This is a genomic window from Streptomyces sp. NPDC001194 (genome assembly GCF_042896985.1).
Taxonomy (GTDB): Bacteria; Actinomycetota; Actinomycetes; order Streptomycetales; family Streptomycetaceae; genus Streptomyces.
Map to the genome: position 1 here is coordinate 76,966 of NZ_JBIAXU010000019.1, position 24,645 is coordinate 101,610.

20 protein-coding genes are annotated in these 24,645 nt (G+C 73.8%); 17 read left to right on the forward strand and 3 right to left on the reverse strand.

Translation table 11 applies throughout. The features are described 5' to 3' along the window. The first annotated feature begins 128 nt into the window (after window positions 1–128). From ACFY1T_RS29220 to ACFY1T_RS29245, 6 genes are all read left to right on the forward strand, one after another. Window positions 129–1,232 (forward strand): hypothetical protein, encoded by a 1,104-nt coding sequence (locus ACFY1T_RS29220; protein WP_390790805.1) that lies wholly within the window; start codon window positions 129–131, stop codon window positions 1,230–1,232. A 147-nt stretch (window positions 1,233–1,379) separates the two neighbouring features. Continuing rightward, window positions 1,380–2,231 (forward strand): arylamine N-acetyltransferase, encoded by an 852-nt coding sequence (locus ACFY1T_RS29225; RefSeq protein WP_390790806.1) that lies wholly within the window; start codon window positions 1,380–1,382, stop codon window positions 2,229–2,231. A gap of 32 nt (window positions 2,232–2,263) precedes the next feature. Next, window positions 2,264–2,869 carry a YdbC family protein gene (locus tag ACFY1T_RS29230; protein ID WP_030859610.1) on the forward strand — a complete coding sequence of 202 codons (606 nt, stop codon included), beginning with the start codon at window positions 2,264–2,266 and terminating at the stop codon, window positions 2,867–2,869. Window positions 2,870–2,941: 72 nt separating this feature from the next. After that, window positions 2,942–3,601 (forward strand): histidine phosphatase family protein, encoded by a 660-nt coding sequence (locus tag ACFY1T_RS29235; protein WP_030859608.1) that lies wholly within the window; start codon window positions 2,942–2,944, stop codon window positions 3,599–3,601. Between the two features lie 11 nt (window positions 3,602–3,612). Next, entirely contained in the window at window positions 3,613–4,530 is a 918-nt protein-coding gene (locus ACFY1T_RS29240) for an ADP-ribosylglycohydrolase family protein (protein ID WP_030859607.1), read from the forward strand. A 206-nt stretch (window positions 4,531–4,736) separates the two neighbouring features. Next, window positions 4,737–6,497 carry a DUF4173 domain-containing protein gene (locus tag ACFY1T_RS29245; RefSeq protein ID WP_390790807.1) on the forward strand — a complete coding sequence of 587 codons (1,761 nt, stop codon included), beginning with the start codon at window positions 4,737–4,739 and terminating at the stop codon, window positions 6,495–6,497. A gap of 93 nt (window positions 6,498–6,590) precedes the next feature. Here the strand turns inward: ACFY1T_RS29245 and ACFY1T_RS29250 are convergent, their stop codons facing one another. Beyond that, window positions 6,591–8,144 carry an MFS transporter gene (locus ACFY1T_RS29250; protein WP_390790808.1) on the reverse strand — a complete coding sequence of 518 codons (1,554 nt, stop codon included), beginning with the start codon at window positions 8,142–8,144 and terminating at the stop codon, window positions 6,591–6,593. Window positions 8,145–8,285: 141 nt separating this feature from the next. Between ACFY1T_RS29250 and ACFY1T_RS29255 the strand changes: the two genes are divergently transcribed. The 3 genes from ACFY1T_RS29255 (at window position 8,286) to ACFY1T_RS29265 (ending at window position 10,381) form a co-directional block, all read left to right on the forward strand. Next, on the forward strand, window positions 8,286–8,888 hold the full coding sequence (locus tag ACFY1T_RS29255) for a TetR/AcrR family transcriptional regulator (protein WP_390790856.1): 603 nt from the start codon (window positions 8,286–8,288) through the stop codon (window positions 8,886–8,888). 69 nt (window positions 8,889–8,957) lie between these two features. Beyond that, entirely contained in the window at window positions 8,958–9,668 is a 711-nt protein-coding gene (locus tag ACFY1T_RS29260) for a ribonuclease HII (RefSeq protein ID WP_030859599.1), read from the forward strand. Between the two features lie 59 nt (window positions 9,669–9,727). After that, a complete protein-coding gene (locus ACFY1T_RS29265; RefSeq protein WP_390790809.1) occupies window positions 9,728–10,381 on the forward strand; it encodes a hypothetical protein in 654 nt (217 codons plus the stop codon). A gap of 234 nt (window positions 10,382–10,615) precedes the next feature. Here ACFY1T_RS29265 and ACFY1T_RS29270 read toward each other — a convergent pair whose 3' ends face one another. Next, the gene (locus ACFY1T_RS29270) at window positions 10,616–11,248 is read right to left on the reverse strand and encodes a hypothetical protein (RefSeq protein ID WP_030859595.1); all 633 of its coding nucleotides are present in this window, start codon (window positions 11,246–11,248) and stop codon (window positions 10,616–10,618) included. A 368-nt stretch (window positions 11,249–11,616) separates the two neighbouring features. Here ACFY1T_RS29270 and ACFY1T_RS29275 point away from each other — a divergent pair, with 368 nt between their 5' ends. The 8 genes from ACFY1T_RS29275 to ACFY1T_RS29310 all read left to right on the forward strand — a co-directional run bounded on the left by ACFY1T_RS29275 (window position 11,617) and on the right by ACFY1T_RS29310 (window position 24,139). Then, window positions 11,617–13,776: a RecQ family ATP-dependent DNA helicase gene (locus tag ACFY1T_RS29275; protein WP_390790810.1), complete on the forward strand. Its 2,160-nt coding sequence runs from the start codon at window positions 11,617–11,619 to the stop codon at window positions 13,774–13,776. 165 nt (window positions 13,777–13,941) lie between these two features. Further along, window positions 13,942–15,204: a DUF4192 domain-containing protein gene (locus ACFY1T_RS29280; protein WP_390790811.1), complete on the forward strand. Its 1,263-nt coding sequence runs from the start codon at window positions 13,942–13,944 to the stop codon at window positions 15,202–15,204. Between the two features lie 233 nt (window positions 15,205–15,437). Next, the gene (locus tag ACFY1T_RS29285; protein WP_390790812.1) at window positions 15,438–17,405 is read left to right on the forward strand and encodes a glycogen debranching N-terminal domain-containing protein; all 1,968 of its coding nucleotides are present in this window, start codon (window positions 15,438–15,440) and stop codon (window positions 17,403–17,405) included. 69 nt (window positions 17,406–17,474) lie between these two features. Beyond that, window positions 17,475–18,221, forward strand: a complete 747-nt coding sequence (locus ACFY1T_RS29290) for an NUDIX domain-containing protein (RefSeq protein ID WP_030859587.1) — start codon at window positions 17,475–17,477, stop codon at window positions 18,219–18,221. A gap of 116 nt (window positions 18,222–18,337) precedes the next feature. Continuing rightward, a complete protein-coding gene (locus ACFY1T_RS29295; protein ID WP_390790813.1) occupies window positions 18,338–20,098 on the forward strand; it encodes an ATP-binding cassette domain-containing protein in 1,761 nt (586 codons plus the stop codon). 151 nt (window positions 20,099–20,249) lie between these two features. Then, complete coding sequence (locus ACFY1T_RS29300) at window positions 20,250–21,191, forward strand: FadR/GntR family transcriptional regulator (protein ID WP_390790814.1); 942 nt, start codon at window positions 20,250–20,252, stop codon at window positions 21,189–21,191. A gap of 273 nt (window positions 21,192–21,464) precedes the next feature. After that, window positions 21,465–23,039 carry an RNA polymerase sigma factor gene (locus ACFY1T_RS29305; RefSeq protein ID WP_390790815.1) on the forward strand — a complete coding sequence of 525 codons (1,575 nt, stop codon included), beginning with the start codon at window positions 21,465–21,467 and terminating at the stop codon, window positions 23,037–23,039. Window positions 23,040–23,161: 122 nt separating this feature from the next. Then, on the forward strand, window positions 23,162–24,139 hold the full coding sequence (locus ACFY1T_RS29310) for a serine protease (protein ID WP_390790816.1): 978 nt from the start codon (window positions 23,162–23,164) through the stop codon (window positions 24,137–24,139). A 126-nt stretch (window positions 24,140–24,265) separates the two neighbouring features. Here ACFY1T_RS29310 and ACFY1T_RS29315 read toward each other — a convergent pair whose 3' ends face one another. After that, complete coding sequence (locus tag ACFY1T_RS29315; protein ID WP_030154305.1) at window positions 24,266–24,499, reverse strand: hypothetical protein; 234 nt, start codon at window positions 24,497–24,499, stop codon at window positions 24,266–24,268. Window positions 24,500–24,645 lie beyond the last annotated feature (146 nt).

Consider the following 24,645-nt stretch of genomic DNA (forward strand, 5'->3'; position numbering starts at 1 on the left):
GTGCCCCGGCCCGGGCGGCGCACGGATCCGGAGCGGCAGCGCCGACGAAGGAAAACGCCTTGTGGCGCCGGGTCGGGTGGTGGCATGCTCCGGGCCATGATCAAGAGAATCGAGTCCTCCGTCCGCCGGTGAGCGAGACCACCGGGACGAACCCGCCCGGATCGCGGACGGCCCTGTTCGAGCACGCGCTGCGGCTCCACCGGCTTGCCGCGGCCGAGCCACTGCCGCGAGACGGGGAACCGTATCCCGACGAGGCCTCGCACCGAGGCCGGTCCGAGCCGAAGGCCCCGCGGGACCGGCGCTCCGCCGGCAGGGACGCGGCCCGCGTCCTGGACGCGTATTTCGCGCGCACCACGTCCCCTCCGGACGCATGGGCCGACGCCTTCCACGATGTCCACGTTCCGATCCACCCCGACGAGCACATCGCTGCCGCTGCCGCGCGGGCGCACGGGGAACACGTCCGCGAGACCGGCCGGCGGCTGGTCCGGCACGGAACCGATCGCTGCTCGGTCACCGTGGGCCTCGCCCTGATCGCCGCCACGGGCGAGGCAGAGGACATTCCCCTGATCCGGACGATCGGATTGCTGTCCGACCACTTCGGTCCCCTCGCGGCACACGCCTTGGAACGACTGCCCGGAGGCACCGAGGCACTTGTCTGGCTCGCTGACCGGGTCACCGGCTGGGGTCGGGTCTACGTCGTGGAAGCCCTCTGCCGACTCGGCGGACCCACGGCCCGGCACTGGCTCCTGCGCAGGGCCTGCGACGGTGATTTCCTCAACGGCTACTTCGCCGGCCGCGTCGCCCGGAGCACGGTCCTTCACGAGGCGGTCACCGGGCCCTGCATGGATGACGAGACGGCCGACCACACCGGCCGGCTGCTCCTGGTGATGACCTACAGCCAAGGCATGGGCACGACCCTCTCGGGCTATCCCCATGCCGAGGCGGTGCTGGCCGCGCACCTGCGCCACATCGAGCGTTCGGGGCCCTCCGCCGGTCGCTACTGCACCGCCGCGTGGCTGGCGAGCAGCCTCGGTGAGCGCGGCGACGCGGGTTCGATCGGGCCCGTTCAGCGATGGGAGCCCCATCGAAAGGGCTATCTGGCACTACTCGAGCGCGAGGACTGGTGCGTGGTCGCGAGGAACGCCCTCGCGGTGAAGGACCCCGGGATCGTCGGTCTCGCCGAGACGGCGTCAGGCCGTCGGCTGCGGGCGTTCGCCGAGGGACCGCCATAGGGCGGGCAACGGCGCCGTCGTGCGTGGCCGAAGGGCGGGTTGGTCTGCGGGGCGGTCACGGGGATCATGGTGTGGGGCGGGCAGGCGCCGTCGCCCGGGATGTGCCGGGAGCCGAGAGGCGGCCGGGGCGGATGGAGCGGGGGAGACATGTGGAGCGGTGAGCTGCTGGATCTGGATGCCTATCTGGCACGGATCGGATACGACGGACCGGTCGGGGAGGACGGGGAACTCCGGCCGGACCTCGAGACGTTGTACGCAGTGCACCGGGCCCACACCGGTGCCATCACCTTCGAGAACCTGGACGTGCTGCTCGGCCGCCCCGTCGAGCTGGGAGTCAAGGCTCTGGAGGACAAGCTCGTGCACGGCCGCCGCGGCGGCTACTGCTACGAGCAGAACTCGCTGCTGGCAGCCGCCCTGGAGCGGATCGGCTTCGAGGTCTCCGGGCGCGGCGCCCGCAACCGCACCCGGGGGGACACCCTGCTCGCGGTGACGCACGCCGTCCTCGTCGTCACCGTCGAGGGCGAACCCTGGCTGTGCGACGCCGGGTTCGGCCACCAGGGGCCGCGCGAGCCCGTCCCGCTCGCGCGGCCCGGAGCCGAAGTGGTGCAGGGGGAGTGGACGTACGCCGTCCGCGAGGAGGACGAGGGGATCCTCGCCCTGTCCATCCTGCGCGAGGGCATCTGGCGGGACCTGTACGCGTTCTCCCCGCAGCGCTACCACCCCGTCGACTACGTCCTGCTGAACCACTACAGCTCCACCCACCCCCGGTCCGTCTTCGTCGGGCGGGTGATCGTCCAGCACCCGGGCGACTTCGCCCACCACCCCGTCCGCCGGGCGCTCGTGGGCCGGGAGCTCAACCGGCTGCACGCGGACGGGCGGGCCGAGCGGCGCTCGGTGGACCCCGACGAGCTGCTCGCCCTGCTCGACCGGGAGTTCGGGCTTCGGCTGTCCGGGCGGGATGCGGAGGAACTGGTGCGGATCAACCGCGCTGAGGACTGACCGGGGCCGCGCCGGGCCCGTACGATGGCGCGGTGCTGGTCAAGTGGATTCGCTGCACGGTGACGGACCGACGCGGGTTCGAGCGCGGGCAGCGTAAATGGGCGGGGCTGCCTGGCGAGCCGGGATTCCGGGGACAGGGCGGCGGTTGGAGCCGGGGGCGACAGGGGGTCGCGCATGTCTTCGCGTTCTGGGAGAGCCGTTCCTTCTACGATTCCTTCATGGCCCGTTCGCACGACCGGCTGGCCGCGTCCCAGACCGGGACGTACACGAACGCGCGGGTCACGCTCTTCGACCACCGCTTCGACGTGAAGACCGGCTTCGAGCCGCGCTTCACCGACGCGGACGTCGTGCGGGTCGCCCACACCCGGGTGCGGGAAGGCCGCGTGGACCACTTCGCCCTCATGCAGGAGAAGGTGTGGAACCCGGCGATGGCCGGCTCACCCGGAATGATCCGGGGCCTGTTCGGTGAGGCCCCGGGCCGGGAGTTCCTGGTGCTCTCGATGTGGCATGCCGCCGCCGAACACGGCAAGTACCGGCAGGAACGGGTCGAGCGGCTCTCGCTGCGCGCCCAGACGGAGGCCGATGTGGAAGCCCTCACCGGTGACGTCGTCGACCTCGAACCCTCCTGGACGGTATGACCGTACGACGATCGGCGGGCCGACCGGCGAGCCCGGGTGCTCGGCCCGCCGGCCGCCGCATAGGGTCGGGGGATGGCACGACCACGGCGCATCGTCCTTGTCCGGCACGGGGAATCGGAGGGCAATGCCGATGACACGGTGTACGAACGGGAACCCGACCACGCCCTGCGGCTGACCCACCAGGGCCGCGGGCAGGCCGCGGAAGCGGGCGAACGGCTGCGCGAGCTGTTCGGCGACGAGGCCATCAGCGCGTACGTCTCCCCCTACCGCCGGACCCTCCAGACCTTCCGGGAACTGCGGCTGGACCCGGGGCGGGTCCGGATGCGCGAGGAGCCGAGACTGCGCGAGCAGGACTGGGGCAACTGGCAGGACCGCGACGACGTACGGCTGCAGAAGGCGTACCGCGACGCGTACGGGCACTTCTTCTACCGCTTCGCGCAGGGGGAGTCCGGCGCGGACGTCTACGACCGGGTCGGATCCTTCCTGGAGAGCCTCTACCGCAGCTTCGAGGCCCCGGACCACCCGCCGAACGTGCTGCTGGTGACGCACGGGCTGACGATGCGGCTCTTCTGCATGCGCTGGTTCCACTGGTCGGTGTCCGAGTTCGAAGCCCTGTCCAACCCCGGGAACGGTGAATTCAGGGTGCTCCTGCTGGGTCCGGACGGCCGCTACCGCATGGACCGCCCGTTTGAGAGGTGGACCACACCGGAGCCTTATGACCTGGACGGCTAAACTGACGCGGGATGACCGCTGACTCCGCTTCCGAACGGCGCTACGCACGCGCCATGGCCAGCCTCCGCGGGCTGGCTCTGGGTGACGCCCTGGGCTCCCAGTACTTCGTCCCCGTGAACTACCCCCTCCTCAAGCGCCGCGAGCTGCCCGTCGGCGGCGAGACCTGGCAGTGGACCGACGACACCGAGATGGCCTGCTCGGTGGTCGCCGTCCTCGCCTCGCACGGGCGCATCGACCAGGACGCCCTGGCGAGCTCCTTCGCCCACCACCACGACTTCGACCGCGGCTACGGTCCCGCCGTCAACCGGATGCTCCGCCTCGTCCGCGAGGGTGAGGACTGGCGCACGCTGGCCGCCGAGCTGTTCAACGGGCAGGGCTCCTGGGGCAACGGCGCGGCCATGCGGATCGCGCCGCTTGGCGCTTGGTACGCCGACGATCCGGAGCAGGCCACGCACCAGGCGGAGATCTCCGCTTACACCACGCACCAGCACCGCGAGGCGGTGTGCGGGGCCATGGCCGTGGCGGCGGCGGCCGCGCTCGCGGCGGATCCGGCCGGTCCGCCCAAGGCCGGCGACCTGCTGGACGGAGTGATCGCGCTGGTGCCGCGCAGTGCCGTGGGAGCGGGGCTGCGGCGGGCGCGGGACATGCTGGACTACGGCGATGCCACGACGGTCGCGGCCGTGCTGGGGTGCGGGCGGCGGACGAGCGCGCACGACACCGTGCCGTTCGCCCTGTGGTCGGCGGCCCGCTCGCTGGACGACTACGAGCGGGCGTTCTGGACCACCGCGCAGGTGGGCGGGGACGTGGACACGACCTGCGCCATCGTCGGCGGGGTGCTGGGGGCACGCGGCGACGCGGTGCTGCCGGCCGCTTGGCTGGCCCGTACGGAGGCCCTGCCGGCCTGGCTGCCGGAGACGGCGGCGCACTAGCCGGGCTCCCGGCGCCCGGGCGGCCTGGATGGCCGGGATGGCATGGATGGCCGGTCGGCGGGCCGGCGACAGGAGCCGTTCCGATTGTCACGGTCCTGCCACAGCGGCCTTCCGGCCGGGCTGACACCGCACGTCACGGGCCTAACCTGTCGGCGCTGCCGCCTCCGTCGTGACGACGAGGGCGGCCGACAGGGGAGGGGAACCCGATGCCAGAGAACACCGACGGCGAGCCCGGCGACGCGACCGGCGGTTCGCCTGCCGATCCCGAGCAGTCGGCCCAGTCGGCCCAGTCGGCCCAGTCGACCCAGCCGCCCGGCGAGCCGGAGGCCGCCGCCGACGGGCCCGCCGTCCCGGCGCAGGCCGCCGGCCGGCACGCGGGTGGGGCCGGCGCGGGACCGCCGCCCGGGTGGGACCCCAAGGCGTGGCAGGCCTACCAGGTCCGCCGGCAGCGGGCCACGTCCGGGGCGTGGTCCATCGTGCCGCTGGCCTGGGCCGAAGCCGCGCGGCCGGCTCCGGCCGGGCCCGTACCCACCGCCGTGCTGCTCGCCGCCGCGGCGGCCGGCCTCGCCTCGGGGCTGTTCCTCGGCGACGGCCTGGGCCTCGGGCTGCTGCTCGCCGTCGTGCCCGCCGCGGTCGGAGCGTACTTCGCCGCCCGGGCGGCCCGGCGCCGCGCGCGGCCCTGGAGCGTGGCCTGGGCGGTGGGCTGCGTCGCCCTCCTCGCCGTACCCGCCCTCCGCGACGCCGACTGGCCGTCCGCCCTGGCACTGCTCGCCGCCGTCCTGCTCGGCGCGCTGTCCCTGCACGGCAGCCGTACCTGGCCCGGTGTCCTGCTCAGCCCGTTCGGCTTCGTCGACTCCGCCGTGCTCGGGATCCGCTGGGCCTGGAGCGGGCTGCGCTCGCGCGGCAGCGGGGTCGACCGCGCCCGCTGGCTGCCCGTGGTCAAGGCCGCCGCCGTGGCCCTCGTCCTGCTGGTGCTGTTCGGCACCCTGTTCGCCTCCGCCGACGCCGCCTTCGCCGACCTCCTGGACGGGCTCACCCCGGAGATCTCCCTCGGCGACGGACCCGTACGCCTCGTGCTCTTCCTGCTCGGCGCCGTCCTCGCGCTCGCCGCCGCCCGCGCCGCCGCCGCGCCCTCGCGCTGGGACCGCATCCGGATCGCCCCCGGAAAGGCCCGCTCCCGCGTCGAATGGGCGCTTCCGCTCATCGTGCTCGACCTGCTCTTCGCCGGCTTCAACGCCGTCCAACTGGCGGTGCTGTTCGGCGGTTACGACAAGGTCCTGCGCAGCACCGGGCTCAGCTACGCCGAGTACGCCCGCCAGGGCTTCTGGCAGCTGCTCTGGGCCACCCTGCTCACCCTCGCCGTGATCGCGATCGCCCTGCGGTGGGCCCCTCGTTCCGGAGCCGGAGACCGCCGCTTCGTCCGCGTCGTGCTCGGCACGCTGTGCGTCCTGACCCTGGTCGTGGTCGCCTCCGCGCTGCGCCGCATGGACCTTTACGTGGACGCGTACGGGCTGACCCGGCTGCGCGTGTCGGTGGCGGCGATGGAGCTCTGGCTGGGACTGGTCATCGTACTGATCATGGCCGCCGGGGTGCTCGGCGCCCGCCGGCTGCCGCGCGCGTTCGCGGCCGGTGCGGCCGCCGCCGTCCTGGCCTTCGGGCTGCTGTCCCCGGACGGCATGGTCGCCGAGAGGAACGCGGCCCGCTTCGAGCAGACCGGCAAGCTCGACCTGGCGTACTTCCAATCCCTGTCGGCGGACGCCGTGCCCGCGCTGGACCGGCTGCCCGAACCCCGCCGCTCCTGTGCCCTGCGCGGGATCAACAACGACCTGTCGAGCCGCGGCCGGGTGCCCTGGTACGCGATGAGCCTCGGCGAGTACCGGGCCCGCCGGATCCTGCGCGAGCGTCCGGTGACGGCCTCGTACGAGGTGTGCCGCACCCTGGGCACCTTCCACAGCCGCACCGAGTAGCCGCCGCGGACGTACGGGGACCCCGGCGCGGAACCAGCTCCCGCGCCGGGGTCCCCGTACGCCGCGCCGCAGCGCTCGGGCGCGTCGCAGGGCTCAGGCCGCCGGACCGGCCTCCGCCACGGCGCCGTTCAGGGCTTCCAGGTCGCTCTTGCGCACCCGGATCACCAGCAGCGCGGTGGCCAGGGCGATTGCGGCCATGGCGACCGCGGCGGTGAACGCGGTGGAGATGCCCTGGGTGAGGACGAGGTCCCCCCAGGGGTCGGGAAGCCGCCCGGTCTCCTTGAACGCGGCCATCTGATCGGGGTCCGCGTGGGCCATGAAGTCCGGCACCTGGTTCGCGCCCTCGTTCCGGCTGGCCGTGCCGAAGACGGTGACCAGGATGGAGAGGCCGAGCGAGCCTCCCACCTGCTGGCTGGCGTTGAGCAGCCCGGAAGCCGCGCCCGCCTCCCGCTGGGCGACCCCGGAGACGGCGGTGAGGGTGAGCGTCACGAAGTTCAGGCCCATGCCGAAGCCGAAGAGCAGCATCGGCCCGAGCACCCCGGACACGTACGAGCTGTCGGTGCGGATGAGGGTCAGCCAGGCGAGGCCGATGCCGGTGAGGGCGGATCCGGCGACCATGAACGGTTTGGGGCCGAAGCGGGGCAGGAAGCGCTGCGAGAGTCCGGCGGCGGTGACGATCGCGACGGTCACCGGCAGGAAGCCGAGCCCGGACCGGATGGGGGAGAAGTCCAGCACGTTCTGGACGAACTGGACGATGAAGAAGAACATCCCGAACATCGCGGCGGCGAGACCGAGCATGATCAGGTAGGTGCCGGCGCGGTTGCGGTCGGCGAACATCCGCAGCGGGATGATCGGCTCGTGGGCCCGCGACTCGACGGCCACGAAGAGTCCCAGCAGGACGACGGCCACGGCGAAGGAGACGAGGGTGCCCCCGTCGCGCCAGCCGTCCTCGGACGCGCGGATGAATCCGTAGACCAGGGAGGCCATGCCGCCGGTGGAGGTGAGGGCCCCCGCGATGTCGAAGCGGCCCGGGTGCCGCTCGGACTCGGTGATGTAGAGCGGCGTGAGCACGGCGATCAGCAGGCCGATCGGCACGTTGACGAAGAACACCCAGCGCCAGTCGAGCCATTCGGTGAGCATGCCGCCCGTCAGCAGGCCGATCGCGCCGCCGCCCGCGGAGACGGCGGCGAACACGCCGAACGCGCGGTTGCGCTCCGGGCCTTCGGCGAACGTCGTGGTGATCAGGGCCAGCGAGGTCGGCGAGGCGATCGCGCCGCCGACCCCCTGGAGGGCCCGGGCGGCCAGCAGTTGCCAGGGCTCCTCGGCGAAGCCGCCGAGCAGGGAGGCCAGGGTGAAGAGCAGGATGCCGGTCAGGAACACGCGGCGCCGGCCGAGGATGTCGCCGGCCCGGCCGCCGAGCAGCAGGAGGCCGCCGAAGGCCAGGGTGTAGGCGCTGATCACCCAGGACAGGTCGGTGGTGGAGAAGGCGAGGGCGGTCTGGATGTGCGGGAGCGCGATGTTCACGATCGTCGCGTCGAGGACGACCATGAGCTGACAGGCGGCGATGACCGCGAGTGCCACGCCGGGCCGCCCTTCCCGGCGGGCCGCGCCCGGTATCCGGGGCGTGGCGAGTGGAGAGCTTTTCACCGAGGATCCCCCCATAGTGAAATAGTGAACGCAGCCGTTCACTGCGGCCCCACGGTAGGAGCCCCCGGTTAGTGAACGCAACCGTTCACTAAGGCTGAAAATGCGTACGAGGGGCGCGTGGGCGGGTCGAAGGTGGAGGTGATGGTGGGTTCGCGCTGGTCAGTGACGTCACCGGGGCGCAGGCGGGGTCCGGAGCTCGAACGGGCGATTCTCGACGCGGCGTTGGAGCAGCTGAGCACGGTCGGCTGGAACGGGCTCACCATGGAGGGGGTGGCGGCCCGCGCGCACACCGGCAAGGCGGCGGTGTACCGGCGGTGGCCCTCCAAGGCGGACCTGGTGGCCGAGGTGCTGCGGGCCGGGCTGCCGCCGATCGGTGAGATCGCCGACGGCGGATCGGTCCGGGGGGACCTCCTCCGGTTGTGTGTGCGGATGCGTGACGTGATGGAGTCGCGCGCTGGTCAGGCGCTGCGTGCGGTCCTTCACGAATGCGACCACACCCATGCGGGCCGGTTCCACGACGTCGTCCGGGCCGGGCTGCACGAGCCGGCCCATCGCCTGATCAGGGAGCTTGTGCAGCGCGGGATCGAGCGTGGCGACGTCCGACCGGACGCGACGACTCCGTTCGTCGCCGACGTCATTCCGGCCATGATGATGTACCGCGCGAAGGTGTGCGGGAGCGAATGGACGGATGCGGACATCACGGAAATGATCGATCAGGTGATGGTGCCGCTGCTCAGGGTGTGAGACGCCGTACGGACTCCACCCGGGGCGGGGTGTGCAGGCGGCGCGGGGCGGCGTACCCTTGCTGGCGCCATGCCGTACGAAGCACCCACCCACACCGTCGAACGCTCCCTCCGTGCAACCACCGGCGCCAAGGTCATCGCCGGGGTCGACGAAGTCGGACGAGGGGCCTGGGCCGGTCCCGTCACCGTGTGCGCGGCGATCACCGGTCTGCGCCGGCCGCCCGCAGGCCTCACCGACTCCAAACTGCTCACCCAGAAACGCCGCGACGCGCTCCTCGGCGTCCTGGAGGACTGGGTCACCGCGTACGCGCTGGGACACGCCTCCCCGGAGGAGATCGACGCACTCGGGATGACGGCCGCCCTGCGGCTCGCCGCGGAGCGCGCCCTGGAGGCGCTGCCCGTGCGGCCCGACGCGGTGATCCTCGACGGCAAGCACGACTACCTCGGCGCGCCCTGGCGGGTCCGTACGGTGATCAAGGGCGACCAGTCCTGCGTCGCCGTCGCCGCCGCCTCGGTGATCGCCAAGGTCAGGCGCGACCGGATGATGGCCGAGCTCGGCCAACAGGGCGGCGGATGCGCCGAGTTCGCCTTCGGCGACAACGCCGGATACCCCTCGCCGGTGCACCGGGCCGCGCTCGAGGAGCTGGGGCCCACCCCGTACCACCGGCTCTCGTGGTCGTACCTCGACGGGCTGCCCAAGTGGCGGCACCTCAAGAAGGTGCGGCGCAGCGAGGAAGCGACGGAGCTGGAAAACGGAGGCCAACTCGGCTTCGATTTCTGATCGCACCCACGTGCCACCCGCCGGTACGTTTCGTACCGGTGTTTGATAGACATCAACTCATGCCTCTCACCCCCGAGGAGCCTCAGATTCACGAGAGTGCCCAGGGTCCCCGCGTCACGCCGGCCGCGAGCCGCACCGCGCAGACCCCCCGCCCCGTACCTGGTCCGCGTCCCGCCGCCGTCCCGCGGCCCGGACGCCCCGGTCCCTCCCCCGCGGCGGCGAGCCGTGCGGGCGGGGCTCCCAGGCCCGTACCGCCCGCGCAGCGTGCGCCGCAGGCCACCCCCGGACCCGTAGCCCCCACCGCACCGTCCGTCTCCGCGGCGGTGCCCCAGATCCAGCTGATCCCGGCCTCCGCCGAGGGTGCGCTGGACGCGGCCGAAGAGGCCGTCGACCTGCTGCTCGACACCGGGCGCGCGCCCGGCGACATCCTGGTGCTCACCACCGGCGACCCGCACCCGTGGGCCGCGCACGAGCTGTCCTTCGGCGAGGCCGCGTACTGGGCCCTGCACGACGCCCGGGACGACGTCTTCTACGCGGACGCGGCGCAGGTCCAGCGCGCCGCGGGCCGTCCCGTCGTGGTCTTCGCGGCCAACGGCGGACCGGTCGGGGCGACCGCCGCCGCCCTGCCGACCGCGCTCGCGCGGGCCGGCGCCCTGCTGATCGTGTGCGGCGACGCACAGCAGATCAACTCCGTGCTGGGCACGGGCGTCTGACGCCCCGTACCCGGCGCGGGCAAGGGGCGGGGCCGGCCGGACCGGCCCCGCTGAAGCCCGAGGCCTGACCAGCCGTACGCCCGATCCAGGGTGTACGGCCCCGTGAGGGCTGCCCGCGTACGGAACGGCGCGCGGGCGGCTTCTCGGCGCGCGGCGGGCTTCGGCGCGCGGGTGGCTCCGGACGCACCGCGCGGGCTCCGGCGTCGGCAGGGCTTCGGCGTGCGGCGCGCGTCCTCAGCGTGCGGCGGTACGGCTCCGCATGACCTCGCTCGCGCCGCCGCCGGTGCGCAGGGTCACCGCGGGGAATTCGGCCACGCTGTCGCCGAGGCGCTCGGGCCGCGAGTCGGAGCTGGGATGCCTGCCGCCCCGGCCCTCGCCCAGCACCTGCCAGCCGCCGCGGGTCAGCGTGATGTACGCGCCGCAGCGCAGCCCGTGCAGGGTGCAGGCGTCCCGCAGCCCCCACATCCAGGCGCCGTCCTCCTCCGTCCACCGCTCGTCGCCCTCGCGGCAGTACAGCAGGACCGCGGTGCGCACCGGGGTCCGGCGCCGCAGGTCGTGCGGGATGACCCGGCGCAGCGCAGCGAGCAGGGCGTTGCGGTACTCCCAGCCGTCGGCCGAGGCCGAGCGGCGGGCGAAGGAGGCGCTCGCGACGAGCCGCTCCTCGGGGCCGAGCACGGCGATCACCGCGGTCGAGGGCGCCGGGCCGTGCCGGGAGTGCAGTCCGTGGACGACCTCGCGCGGATTGCGCAGCAGGGGGATGCCCGCCGCGGTCCACTCGGAGGGCTCCAGCAGTCTGCCGTGCCGGCTGGTGCCGCCGGCTGCCGTTGTCAGTGACGACGTCGAGGGCGGGGCGAATCCGAAGGCCACGGTCCTCCCTTCGGGTACACGCCCGCGGACGGGCACAGCTGTCGTGCGGGCGCGCCGCGGCGCGGCCTGTGGGAGCGCCGTCCGGCCGAGCGGGAGCATGCCAATTCTCGCGTGGCCCGTGAGCCTGCGGCAACGAGCAATTGGCGTCGCCGACCGGAATTCGCCGGTATGCCGTTCATATCCTTGCCCCGCCAAGCCGAAGATGACTCATCCGACCACGGCTGAAGCCCCAGTACCAGCGGAAACACCCCTTTGGGGACAGGATCGAGCCCGGGTGGAGCGTGCGTCCGACAGGTGGACGGTCCGCGACGCTCTTCTCACGCTGGGTGAATTGGCCGATTGTCCGTGCCATCCGGTTGCATGGGGGCATGGACAACCTGGAGCTCCGCACCGAAGCAGACGCCATCCTCGCTGAGCTCATCGGCGCCCCGGGGAGCGGGGCGAGGCTGCGGGAGGACCAGTGGCAGGCCGTGGCCGCCCTGGTGGAGGAGCGCCGGCGGGCCCTGGTGGTGCAGCGCACCGGTTGGGGCAAGTCGGCGGTGTACTTCGTCGCCACCGCACTGCTGCGCCGCCGCGGCTCCGGCCCCACGGTGATCATCTCGCCGCTGCTCGCGCTGATGCGCAACCAGGTCGAGGCGGCGGCCCGGGCCGGCATCCAGGCGCGCACCATCAACTCGGCCAACCCCGAGGAGTGGGACGCCATCTACGGGGAGGTGGAGCGCGGCGAGACGGACGTGCTCCTCGTCAGCCCCGAGCGCCTCAACTCCGTGGACTTCCGCGAGCAGGTGCTGCCCAAGCTCGCGGCCACGACCGGTCTGCTCGTGGTCGACGAGGCCCACTGCATCTCCGACTGGGGCCACGACTTCCGCCCCGACTACCGCCGGCTGCGGGCGATGCTCGCCGAGCTCGCCCCCGGTGTGCCGGTCCTGGCCACCACCGCGACCGCCAACGCCCGGGTCACCGCGGACGTCGCGGAGCAGCTGGGCACGGGTGCCGGCGAGGCCCTGGTGCTGCGCGGTCCGCTGGACCGGGAGAGCCTGCGCCTCGGCGTGGTCGAGCTGCCGGACGCCGCGCACCGGCTGGCGTGGCTCGCCGAGCACCTGGAGGAGCTGCCCGGCTCGGGGATCATCTACACGCTGACGGTGGCCGCGGCCGAGGAGGCCGCCGCCTTCCTGCGCCAGCGCGGTTTCCCGGTCGCCTCGTACACGGGCAAGACGGAGAACGCCGACCGGCTGCAGGCCGAGGACGACCTCCAGGCGAACCGGGTCAAGGCGCTGGTCGCGACCTCGGCGCTGGGCATGGGCTTCGACAAGCCCGACCTCGGCTTCGTGATCCACCTCGGCTCGCCGTCCTCGCCGATCGCCTACTACCAGCAGGTGGGCCGCGCCGGGCGCGGGGTGGAGCACGCAGAGGTCCTGCTGCTGCCGGGCATGGAGGACGAGGCCATCTGGCGCTACTTCGCCGACACCGCCTTCCCGCCCGAGGCCCAGGTGCGGCAGACCCTGTCGGCCCTCGCCGACGCGGGGCGGCCGCTGTCGGTGCCGGCCCTGGAGGCGGCGGTGGAGCTCCGGCGAACCCGGCTGGAGACGATGCTCAAGGTGCTCGACGTCGACGGAGCCGTGAAGCGGGTCAAGGGCGGCTGGACCTCCACCGGCCGGGAGTGGACGTACGACTCCGAGCGGTACGCCTGGGTCGCCCGCCAGCGGGCCGCCGAACAGCAGGCCATGCGCGACTACGTGGGCACCTCCGGATGCCGGATGGAGTTCCTGCGCCGGCAACTTGACGACGAGGGGGCGGCCCCCTGCGGCAGGTGCGACAACTGCGCGGGCGCCTGGGCCGATTCCTCCGTGTCGGCGGAGACCCTGACCGGCGCGGCGAAGGAACTGGAGCGCCCGGGCGTGGAGGTGGAGCCGCGCCGGATGTGGCCGACCGGCATGGCCGCCCTCGGCGTCAACGTCAAGGGACGCATCCCGGCCGGGGAGCAGTGCTCCACGGGGCGGGCCCTGGGCCGGCTCTCGGACATCGGCTGGGGCAACCGGCTGCGCCCGCTGCTCGCCGAGAACGCCCCCGACGGGCCGGTCCCCGAGGACGTCCTGCACGCCGCGGTGGCCGTGCTCGCCGACTGGGCGCGCTCCGCGGGCGGCTGGGCCCCCGGTGTCGCGGACGCCTCCGACCGGCCCGTGGGCGTCGTCGCCGTACCGTCCCTGGCCCGCCCGCAGCTCGTGGGCTCCCTCGCGGAGGGGATCGCGCGCATCGGCCGCCTCCCGTACCTGGGGACCCTGACGTACACCGGGCCGGACGGCGCGCACGCGGCGCGGCGCAGCAACTCCGCCCAGCGCCTCAGGGCCCTGTCCGGCACGTTCGCCGTCTCGCAGGAGCTGGCCGCGGCGCTGGCGCAGTCGCCCGGGCCGGTCCTCCTCGTCGACGACTACTCCGACTCCGGCTGGACCCTGGCCGTCGCCGCCCGGCTGATCCGCCAGGCGGGCGGCGGCCGGGTCCTCCCGCTGATCCTCGCGACGGCGGGCTGACCACCGGCCGGGCCGGAGACGGCGTGCGCGGCGACTCCGGCTTCGTGTCAAGGGCACGGGAAAGCCGGCACCGTGTCAAGGGCACGGAAATGCCTGTGGATGTTGAGCAATCAACAGTTATCCACAGGGCTTTCGGGATCTGATCGTCCGCGGGACCGTCGGGGCATGACGAACGACCGAGAATCACGCACCCCGTCCGACCGGCCCGCCATCGGCCCGTCCGAGCAGGCCCTCGCCCCCCGGATCACCTTGCGCAGCCCGGCCGAACTCGCCGACGCGCTGCCGTACATGCTCGGATTCCATCCGACCGACTCCCTCGTCATGGTCACCGTGCACGGCGAGGGCGGGCGCTTCGGCGGCCGGCTCCGCGTCGGCATCCCCACGGCCCCGGCCGAATGGGAGGACACCGCCCGGCAGGTGGCCGACTGCCTGGTCCGCGGCAGTGAACGGCGCGGCGCCAAGCCCGACGGCATCGTCGTCTTCCTCTGCCAGGATCCGGCGGACGGCGAGAGCGGCCAGCGGGTCATGACCCGGCTGCGGCCGCTGGCCCAGCGCATCCGGGTGGCCTGCGGCGCGCTCGACGTGCCCGTGATGGAGGCACTGTGCCTCTCCGCCGGCCGGTACTGGTCCTACTGCTGCCCCGACGAGCGGTGCTGCCCCGCGGAGGGCAGCCCGCTGGCCGCGACCGGCACCTCGGTGACGGCGGCGACGGCCACCTTCGCCGGACTCCGGGTCCGGGGCTCCCTCCGGGAGATCGAGGGCCGGATGGTCCCCCTGCGCGGCGGCGTCGCGGCGGAGATGGAACGGGCCCTGGACCGGGCGGCAGCCGCCCTCGTGCCGAAGATCCTCGACGGCGCCACCCGCGGGGAGGTGGGCGCGGAGACGGTCGCGCTGGCCCGCACCCTGATGCAGCGGATGACCCTCGCCCCACCCGTCGAGGGGGGACCGGGAGCCGACGACTGGGACGACGCGCTGCTGGGGCACGACGAGGCCGCCACCGTGATCCTCGGCCTCCAGGACCGCGAGATCCGCGACGTCGCCGCCGAGTGGATGGAGGGTGAGGAGGCGGCCCCCGCCCTGCGGCTGTGGCGGGCACTGGCCCGCCGTTGCGTCGGCGCCTACGGCGAGCACGCGGCGGCCCCGCTCACCCTCGCGGGCTGGGTCTCGTGGTCCACCGGGGACGAGCCGACGGCCCGCATCGCCCTCGGACTGGCCCTGCGGGCCGACGCCGAGTACCGCTTCGCCCAACTGCTCCACCACGCCTGCAACGAGGGCATCGACCCGGAGGGGCTGCGGGCCTGCCTGCGGGAGGAGCGACGGCGACGGGAACCGCGCCGCAGGCGCGTCGCGGCCACCACCCGCCCTCCGGGCCGCCGGGAGGCGAAGCCCCGCCGGGAGCCCCGCCGCGCCGCGGGGAGCGACCGGTGAGCCGGGACCGGGGCCGGGGTGCGGGGAGTTCCGTACGGCGGATCAGGGGCGCGGCCGCGGCCGTCCTGCGGCGCGGGCTCCGTCACCGGCACGGCCCGGTACGGGCGCAGCCGCCACCGGGGCCCGTGACCCGGGCGGGGGCCGGGCCGTTCAGCTGGAGGGTGGCGGGGGCCCGGCCGCGCCGCCGCCCAGCGAAACAGGCCGGAGCGCAGACAGCCCAGACAAGGCGACCCATGGCCCCCTCCGTACCGCCCGCCCGCAGGACCGAGTTGCCGCCCGTGCACGGCGCCATCATCTGCGTCGCCGCACCCTGCCTGGTCATCTCGCCGGAACACGGCCAGTTGACCGGGCGGGGGATCGACGGGATCTACCGCTCCGGGCGCAGGCTGCTCTCCCGCTGCGTGCTCCGCGTCGGCGGCCGGGACCCGGTCGCCGTCCAGGGGCGCAGCCTCGGCCCCGACCGGGCCTCCTTCACCGCCACCGTCCGCACCGGGGCCGACGGTGGCCCCGATCCCGACATCGGGGTGGAGAGGGTCCGGCACGCGGACGGCACCGAGCGGATCACCGTGCGGAGTTTCACGGCCCGGCCGCTGCGCCTGCCCGTGGAGCTGCTGCTCGGCACCGACCTGGCCGAGCTGGCCGCGGTGGCGGCCGGCCGGGCCGGGCCCGAGCTGCCGGCCGGGGTGCACGCCGCCGGGCTGCGCTGGACCAGCGGGGAGGCCCAGGCCGTCACCGCGGCCGAGCCGGCCCCGGACGACGCGCTGGCCTCGGCGGGGCTGCTGCGCTGGCAGCTCGAACTGGGGCCCGGTGAGTCCCGCACCATCGAGCTGCGGACCACGCAGGACCGCATCTCGCGGGCCCCCGCCGGGCTGGTGGCCAATCCGCTGGCCGGCGCCCGGGCCGAGGGGGACGACCCGCGGGTCGAGGTCTGGTTCCGCCGCAGCGTCGAGGACCTCGGCGCGCTGCTGATGCGGGACCGGGAGGAGCCGGCCGACGCCTTCGTCGCCGCCGGGGTGCCGTGGCGGCTCGGGCTGGCTCCGGCGGAGTCCCTCTGGGCCGCCAGGATGGCGCTGCCGCTCGGCACCGGGCTCGCGGCGGCCACCCTGCGGACCCTGGCCCGGACCCAGAGCGGCGGCCCGGGCCCCGACGCCGGGAAGATTCCGGGGCCGCTGCGCGGGGCGGGGCCGCAGCTGCCGCCCGGGTGCACCGGCACCGAGGCGACCCTCGCCTTCCCGGCGGTGCTCGCCGAGGCCCGGCGCTGGGGGATGCCCGAGGAGGAGGTGGCCCGGCTCCTCCCGGCGGCCGAGCGGTGCCTGGACTGGATGCGCGGGGCCCTGGGGGCGGACGGCTTCCTGGCCGATCCCGATCCGGGGCCGCGGCGCTGCGAGACCCAGGCCCACGCCCACCGGGCCGCGCTGCTCGGGGCCGACCTGCTCGCCAGATGCGGGCGGCCCGGCGCCGAGGAGTGGCGGGAGTGGGCGGCCGCACTCGGCAAGCGCTTCCGGGACGGGTTCTGGATCGACGGCCCGGACGGAGGCCGGCCCGCGGCTGCCCTGCACCCCGACGGGAGACCGCTGCCGCGGCTGACGGGAAGCGCGGCCCATCTCCTGGACACCGGTCTCCTGGGAGGCGGCCTGCTCGCACCCGGGCTGCTGGACCGGGTCCGCACGGAACAGCTCGCCCGCCTCCTCGGGGCCCCCGCCATGGACTCCGGCTGGGGCCTGCGGAGCATGGCGACCCGGGAGCCGGGCCACAACCCCTTCGGCCACCGCTCCGGAGCGGTGCGCGCGTACGAGAGCGCCGTGGCGGTCGCCGGGCTCGCCCAGGCCGGCTTCGAGAAGGAGGCCGCCGGTCTGCTGCGGGGTCTGCTCGACGCCGCGGAGAGCTTCGGGTACCGGCTGCCGGAGATGTACGCCGCCGAGCAGCGCACCGCGGGCAGCGCGCCCCTCCCGCATCCGGCGGCCTGCCGTCCCGCCGCGGTGGCCGCGGCCGCCGGGGTGCACGCCCTGACGGCCCTCGCCGGGATCCGCCCCGACGCCCCCGCGGGGACCGTCGCCGTCGTCCCGCTGCCGGGTGCTCCCCTCGGCGCCCTGCGCCTTTGCGACCTGCGGGTCTCTGGGCAACCGTTCGCCGTCCGGATCAGCCGGCTCGGCCTGGGCATGGTGGAGGAGGCGGCCGATGCGCTCCAACTGGGCGGGTAGCCTGGGGACCGCCGCCTCCGGGATCACCAAAGCTCTGTTTATCGTCAAGCAGACGACTATGATCGCGGCATGTCGCCCTACGACCCGTCGGCCTATCCGCCCTTCGCTGTCACCGTCGACCTGGTCGTGCTCACCGTGCGGCGACACGCGCTCTGCGCGCTGGTCGTCCGGCGGGGCGAGCAGCCGTTCCAGGGACGCTGGGCCCTGCCCGGCGGTTTCGTCCGCGGAGACGAGGACCTGTCCGCGGCCGCCGCCCGCGAGCTCTCCGAGGAAACCGGCCTGTGCGCGCACGACCCGGCCGATCCGGGCGCGGGCAACGGGGCGCACCTCGAGCAGCTGGCCACGTACGGGGATCCGAAGCGCGATCCGCGCATGCGCGTCGTCAGCGTCGCGCATCTGGTCCTGGCTCCGGACCTGCCCGCACCCCGGGCGGGCGGAGACGCCAACAGCGCGCGCTGGGCCCCCGTCGACGAACTCCTGGTGGCCTCGGACGAGGCCGCCGCGGGGCTGGCCTTCGACCACGCCCGGATCCTCGCCGACGGCGTGGAGCGCGCCAGGTCCAAGATCGAGTACTCCTCGCTGGCCACGGCCTTCTGCCCGCCCGCGTTCACGGTCGGCGAGCTGCGCCGGGTCTACGAGGCCGTGTGGGGCGTGGCCCTCGACCCGCGCAACTTCCACCGCAAGGTCACCGGGACCCCCGGGTTCCTGGTACCGGCCGGAGGGACGACGACCCGTCAGGGCGGCCGCCCCGCCCAGCTGTTCCGGGCCGGCGGGGCGACCCTGCTCAACCCGCCGATGCTGCGCCCCGAAGTCTGACGCGTCGACACGGGTGCGAACGCACCCCGGCTACCCAGAAAATCGGATATATCGCGTTATCTTGTTTGCGGTACTCACATTGCCGCAGAGCGGTCTCACCCCCCGCGAGAGAAGCGATGCTCCAGGCCATCGGACTCACCAGCACACCCCGTCGAGACCTCCCTCCCCTGGTGGACGACCTCACCCTCGAGGCCCGCCCGGGAACCGTGACCGCCCTCCTCGGCGAACCGGGATCGGGCAAGACCACCGCACTGCGGCTCATGCTCGAACTCGAACCGGGCCGCGGCGTCACCTACTTCCGCGGCCGCCCGCTGCACCGGATCGCCCATCCCGGCCGTGAGGTCGGGGTGGTGCTCGCAGACGTGCCCGGCAACCCGTCGCGGACCGTCCTGAGCCAGCTGCGGATGCTGTGCGCCGCCGCCGGGGTGCCGGCCTCCCGGGCCGACACCATGCTGGAGGTGGTCGGCATCGGGGGCCTGCGCGACCAGCGGCTCGGCTCGCTCTCGCTCGGCATGGAGCGCCGGGTGGCACTGGCCGCGGCCCTGCTCGCCGACCCGTGCACGCTGCTCCTCGACGAGCCCACCGCCGGACTCTCGCCCCGCGAACACGGCTGGCTCCACGGGCTGCTGCGCGGACACGCCTCCCAGGGCGGAGCGGTGCTCTTCACCACCGCCGACGCCAAGGAGGCCGCCCGCAGCGCGGACCGGGTCGTCAGCATCGCGGCGGGCCGGCTGGTCGCCGACCAGGACGCGGCCGAGTTCGCCCGGACCCGGCTGCGGCCCCGCGTCGCCGTCCGCAGCCCGTACGCCGGCCGGCTGGCCGACGTGCTCGGCCGGGAGGCCAGGGCCGCCCAGCGCGCGGTGGAAATCGTGGAGGAGAGCGGCAGCCGCCTGTCGGTGTACGGCAGCAGCTGCGCGGAGGTGGGCGAGGCCGCGTTCCGGCACGGCGTGCTGGTCCACCAGCTCGCCGACGAGACCGGGGACGCGGGCGCGCCGCGCCCGCCGGTGCCGCAGGCGCGCACCGAGCCGGACGGCGCGGACCAGACGCCCGGGAGCGCCGCCGCCACCTCCGGCGGTACGCGGCCCGCCTCCGCGGTGCGCCGGGTGGGCGGGCCGCTGCGGCCGCTGCGCTACGAGCTGTGCCGGGTCTTCGGCACCGCCGTGCCCCTCCTGACCGCGGCCCTGGTCGTCGCCGTCTCCGCCGTCACCGCACTGGTGCTGGCCCGGGCCGGCGGCACCCCGCAGAACCGGCTGCTCGCTGCCTGGCCGGAGCTGCTGCCCCTGCCCCCCGCCGCCCTCGGCGCCGGGCTGCTCGGCGCCCTGGCCTTCGGCGAGGAGTACCGCTACCCCGCGCTCGCCGCCGACCGCGGCACCGTGCCGCGCCGCCTGGGCCTGCTCGCCGCCAAGCTCGCGGTCTGCGGCGCCCTCGCCCTGGCCTTCGGCGCGCTCGTGGTCACCGCCGACGCCGCCGCGCTGAAGCTGGTCTTCGACCGCGGCCCGCTGCGCGCCCCCGGGGAATGGCTCTCCCCGGCGGTGAGTTGGGCCGGACTGCTCGTCGGCTGCGCCTGGGCCGGGGTGCTGGCCTCCGGGGTCTTCCGGTCGGCGGTCGCGGGCCTGGCCGCCGTGCTCGCCGTACCGGTCATCGTCGTGCCGCTCGTGCGCAAGGCGCTGGACGGGCCGTCCGCGTACGCGGCGAGCGGGCTCGCGGCCCGGCTGCGCGGGCTGGCCTGGGCGCAGTGGCCCCCCGAGGCGGACCGCCTGGTCCTGGGGGCCCTGCGGGTGATGGCCCAACCCGTCGGCACGGCGCTGCTGTTGTCGCTGACGGTTCTGTTGTGCGCCTATGCGTTCACAGGACTGCGCAGCCGCGTCCGTTGGTAAAGGACCGTTGCTGATCGATGTGGTGCCGGAGATGGCCTGAAGGGGATCGATCCGGTCCGCATCACGTGAACCGGACCACAACTCCCCGCAAAGAGCCCGGTTCTTTACGATAAGTCGTCAATTGCGTAGGTGGCACCGATCACCCTTTCGTGTGCTTTTCACCAAAGACCTCAAGGGTCATCCAGGCACGGCCGACAAAGGATTCGTGAGTACCCTTGCGCACACCATGATGACCGCCGCCCGCCATGCAGACTCCGGCCTCGCCGGCCCGGGCGAACTCGACCGCTACCCCTACGCGGAGACCTCCGGGACCGACCGCGTCGCAGCGCCCCACTGGGACGGCGCCGACGTGGAGTTGAGCCGGGTGGGCCGCCGCGCGGCAGGCAGCCGCGGCCGCGGACTGCACGGCCAACTCGTCCAGCAGCTCGGCCAGATGATCGTCTCCGGCGACCTCGGCGCAGACCGCCCCCTGGTCCCCGAGGAGATCGGCCAGCGCTTCGAGGTCTCCCGCACGGTGGTCCGCGAATCGCTGCGCGTGCTGGAGGCCAAGGGCCTCGTCAGCGCCCGCCCCAACGTCGGCACCCGCGTCCGGCCGGTCGCCGACTGGAACCTGCTCGACCCCGACATCATCGAGTGGCGCGCCTTCGGCCCCCAGCGCGACGACCAGCGCCGCGAGCTGAACGAGCTCCGCTGGACCATCGAGCCGCTCGCCGCCCGCCTCGCCGCCGGCCACGGGCGCCCGGACATCCAGCAGCGCCTCGCCGACATGGTCGAGATCATGGGCCACGCCCTCGGCCAGGGCGACGCGATCACCTTCGCACGCGCCGACAACGAGTTCCACGCGCTCCTCATCCAGGTCGCGGGCAACCGCATGCTGGAGCACCTCTCCGGCATCGTCTCCGCCGCCCTGCAGGTCTCCGGCAGCCCCATCACCGCCTGCGACCGTCCGAGCGAGACGTGCGTCGCGCACCACGCGCGCATGGTCGAGGCCCTCGCGGCAGGCGACGCCGTGGGCGCCGAGAACGCCATGCGCCAGCTCCTGACGGTGCACCCGGAGGTCGAGCGCGTGGTCCCCGCCCCGCGCGAGCACTGACGCGCAGAGGCGCGGCGGCGCGGGCGGCGGGGCGGTCGGGCGGTCGGGGTGTGACTCGGGCCACGAAGATTGGGCGTAACACTCCGCGAGGTCGAACGATGACCTAGAGAGGTGATGGCCGACGGAGGGAAGACAGCAGCCCTTGCGGGTGCTGTGCAGCTCCCCGGCCCCTGCCCGCGCCCCCGGCCCATCCCCAGTCGGTGGTCGTCGGCTCCGGTTCAGCACCATCCGGCCGGGGTCGGAAGCCGTTTCCATCGTTCCGAGAGGTTGTTCGTGTCGGCCAGCACATCCCGTACGCTCCCGCCGGAGATCGCCGATTCCGAGTCTGTGATGGCGCTCATCGAGCGGGGCAAGGCCGAGGGGCAGATCGCCGGCGATGACGTGCGTCGGGCCTTCGAGGCTGACCAGATTCCTGCGACCCAGTGGAAGAATGTTCTGCGCAGCCTCAACCAGATCCTCGAGGAAGAGGGTGTGACGCTGATGGTCAGTGCCGCGGAGTCGCCCAAGCGCACCACCCGCAAGAGCGTCGCAGCGAAGACCCCGGCCAAGCGGACGGCCACGAAGACCGTCGCGGCGAAGACGACGGCCGCGCAGACCGTCGCCGCCGCGGCACCCGCTGCCGAGACGGTGGACCCGGAGCCCGTGGACGCTCTCGCGGAGGAGCCCGGCGCGGAGCCGGCCGCGAAGAAGACCGCGGCGAAGAAGACGGCGGCCAAGAAGGCGGCCCCTGCCAAGAAGACCGCCGCCAAGAAGACCGCGGCGAAGAAGACCGCCGCCAAGAAGGACGCCGACGAGGCCGGCGAGGAGGAGTCCTCCGAGGAGGGCCCCGGCGCGGTCAAGGCGGAGGGCGAGGAGGAAGAGGACGGCGGCGAGAGCAAGGGCTTCGTCATCTCCGACGACGAGGACGACGCCCCGGCCCAGCAGGTCGCCGTGGCCGGTGCCACCGCCGACCCGGTCAAGGACTACCTCAAGCAGATCGGCAAGGTCCCCCTCCTCAACGCCGAGCAGGAGGTCGAGCTCGCCAAGCGCATCGAGGCGGGCCTGTTCGCCGAGGACAAGCTGGCCAACTCCGACAAGCTGGCGCCCAAGCTCAAGCGCGAGCTGGAGATCATCGCCGAGGACGGCCGCCGCGCCAAGAACCACCTGCTGGAGGCCAACCTCCGCCTCGTCGTCTCCCTGGCCAAGCGCTACACCGGCCGCGGCATGCTCTTCCTGGACCTGATCCAGGAGGGCAACCTGGGCCTGATCCGCGCGGTCGAGAAGTTCGACTACACCAAGGGCTACAAGTTCTCCACGTACGCGACCTGGTGGATCCGCCAGGCGATCACGCGTGCCATGGCCGACCAGGCCCGCACCATCCGCATCCCGGTGCACATGGTCGAGGTCATCAACAAGCTGGCCCGTGTGCAGCGCCAGATGCTCCAGGACCTGGGCCGCGAGCCCACCCCGGAGGAGCTGGCCAAGGAACTCGACATGACCCCCGAGAAGGTCATCGAGGTCCAGAAGTACGGCCGTGAGCCGATCTCCCTGCACACCCCGCTCGGCGAGGACGGCGACAGCGAGTTCGGTGACCTCATCGAGGACTCCGAGGCGGTCGTCCCGGCCGACGCCGTGAGCTTCACGCTCCTCCAGGAGCAGCTGCACTCGGTGCTCGACACCCTGAGCGAGCGCGAGGCCGGCGTGGTCTCGATGCGCTTCGGCCTCACCGACGGCCAGCCGAAGACCCTCGACGAGATCGGCAAGGTCTACGGCGTCACGCGCGAGCGGATCCGTCAGATCGAGTCCAAGACGATGTCGAAGCTGCGCCACCCGTCGCGCTCGCAGGTCCTGCGCGACTACCTGGACTGATCCGGACCGGCCGGACACGCGGTCCGGCCGGGGCCGTACGGAGGTGGCCGTGCGCGGGTGCGCACGGCCACTTGGCGTCCCACTCTGGGTGGAGTCATGCACACTCGGAGTCAGGAGGCCTCATGCGTCGTCCCTTTTCCCGTGCTCTGGCGGGCGCGCTGACCCTGGTGGCGGGGGCGGCCGCGGCGCCGCTGGCCCAGGCGCCGCAGGCAGCCGCGGACAGTGTGGTGATCGGCGGGAAGCCGGTGAAGGCGGCCGACAGCCCGTGGGTGGTGGCCCTCGCCAGCCGTGACCGGTTCGGGGGTACGCGGGGCGGCCAGTTCTGCGGCGGCGTCATCGTGGGCCCGACCAAGGTCCTGACCGCCGCCCACTGCCTGGGCCGCCAGGTGCTGGGCGGCCCGGTCGCGTCCGTCCCCGACTTCCGGGTGATCACCGGGCGTACGGAGCTGCGGGCGGACGAGGGCCGCGAGATCCCGATCCGCTCGGCCCGTGTGAACCCGGCCTACGACGCCCGCAGCAACGCCGGGGACCTGGCCGTACTGGAGCTGGCCGAGGCCGTGCCCGCCCACTACGTGCTCCCCATGGCCGGGGCGGGGCATCCGGGCTACGCGGCGGGCGGCGAGGCGGCCGTGTACGGCTGGGGGGACACGAGCGGATTCGGCGACTACGCGTACGCGCTGCGGGCCGCCCGCGTGACCGTGCTGGCGGACGACGTCTGCCGGCGTGCGTATCCGGGGGACGCCGACGGGCAGTACCGGCCCGACTCCATGGTGTGCGCGGGACACCGCGACGGCGGCCGGGACGCCTGCCAGGGGGACAGCGGCGGGCCGCTCGTCGCCCAGGGCAGGCTCATCGGGCTCGTGTCCTGGGGGCGCGGCTGCGGGCGCCCCGACAGCCCGGGGGTGTACACGAAGATCGCGCCGCTCACGGGGTTCGTGACGGCCCCGGAGACGGCCCCGCGGCGAAGCGACGGCCACGACATCGCGTGGGGTGCCGAACGGCGCTCCGGACCCGCTGCACGGCCCGTACAGGGGCATGTGGCGCAGGAGCCGCAGGGTTCCGCGGGAGCACCGGGGCGCATCAGGCCCGGGGGGCGTTAGGGCACCGGGGCCGGTCCGGCCCCGGCTCCGGACGTGAGGACGGGCGGCACTCCTGGGTCTCAGGGGTGCCGCCCGTCGACCGGCCTGGCCGGTCCTGGCTCGTCGGATGCGAGGTATAGGCCTGTGTCAGCGGTCCTCGGTGTCGGCATTGGCCGTCGGAGCGGACGTGAGCCGCTCGGTCTCATCCTGTATATCCGCGGCGATCTTCTTGAGTTCCGGCTCGAACTTGCGCCCGTGGTGGGCGCAGAACAGCAGTTCGCCGCCGCTCAGCAGGACGACGCGCAGATATGCCTGGGCGCCGCAACGGTCGCATCGGTCAGCGGCCGTCAGCGGGGTCGCGGGTGTCAGAACAGTAGTCACGTCGCCTCTTCTCTAGCTCGACGAGCTGTCGTACCAGGGTCAACATCCAACCAGGCCGAAAACGTTCCCGCTCGCGGCTTTTCCTCGAAACTTCCTTCCGAAGCTGGCCGGCTGCTGCCGGTTGGCGGCGAAGGAGCCGTATTGCG